Source organism: Paraflavisolibacter caeni, assembly GCF_025628885.1.
In the GTDB taxonomy this organism is placed as follows: domain Bacteria; phylum Bacteroidota; class Bacteroidia; order Chitinophagales; family Chitinophagaceae; genus Flavisolibacter; species Flavisolibacter caeni.
Window position 1 is genome coordinate 1 of sequence record NZ_JAOTIF010000076.1, and the last position, 1,030, is coordinate 1,030.

Sequence of the window (1,030 nt, forward strand, 5' to 3'; positions counted from 1 at the left end):
AAATAACTTCCATATGTCACAACAAACGCGCTGGTCCCAATTTGGGGTGCTGATTTCGGTGTTCTTCTTCTGGGGCTTTGTGGCTGCCAGCAATGATATCTTAATCCCCGTCTTTAAAGAAAAACTCCACCTGGAGCAATGGCAGTCCCAGATGATCTCCTTTGCCTTCTATGTGGCCTATACGGTGGGCGCCCTCATCTATTTTTTCATCTCCAAAGCCTCCGGAGGCGATATCCTCAACCGCCTGGGCTATAAAAACGGCATCTGCCTGGGCCTGGTCATCTCCGCCCTGGGCACCCTGCTGTTCTACCCGGCGGCCCAGACTGCCTCCTTTACACTCATGATCACCGGCCTGTTTATTGTAGGGCTGGGCTTTTCCCTGCAGCAAACCGCCGCCAACCCCCTGGCCATCGTCATGGGACCTAGGCAACAGGGCTCCCAAAGACTGAGTTTGGCCGGCGGCATCAACAACTTTGGCACCACCATTGGCCCCGTGCTGGTGAGTCTAGCCATCTTTGGTTCTATAGGCGGTGCGGCTCAAGTGGCCGATATCTCGGCCGTGAAAACCCCCTACCTGGTGCTGGGAGCCCTGTTCCTGTTGGCGGCCCTGATCTTTAAGTTTTCCTCCGTGCCCAACAAAATCGAGTTGGATGAGGAAACCGCAGAAAGTATTGTGGCCAGCCCCACCGACATCCCCGACCATTTGGTGCCGGTGGCCCAGGGCGGTGCCCTTTCCCACAGCCAGCTGTGGCTGGGCATGATCGCCATCTTTTTGTATGTAGGGGTGGAGGTGTCCACGGCCTCCAACCTGCCTTTGTTCATGGAACAGCACGTCAAGGGAGCCGATGGATCGGCCTTCCCCACCGAGCAGGTGGCCCCCTTTGTCTCCCTGTTCTGGGCTTCTTTGATGATGGGTAGGTGGACCTCTTCGGTTGGAGCCTTTGGGGTGGGCCGGTCCCTGCAATCCATCCTAAGGTTTGTGATGCCTTATTTGGCCTTTGGGGTGTTCCTGTTGATCAACAAGCTGGCC

General features: G+C 56.3%; 1 protein-coding gene. It reads left to right on the top strand.

Annotation, left to right across the window (positions count from 1 at the left end; translation table 11 throughout):
* Positions 1-13 precede the first annotated feature (13 nt).
* Positions 14-1,030 (top strand): MFS transporter (locus OCK74_RS27825; RefSeq protein WP_279300391.1); only part of this gene is annotated, 1,017 nt, incomplete at its 3' end.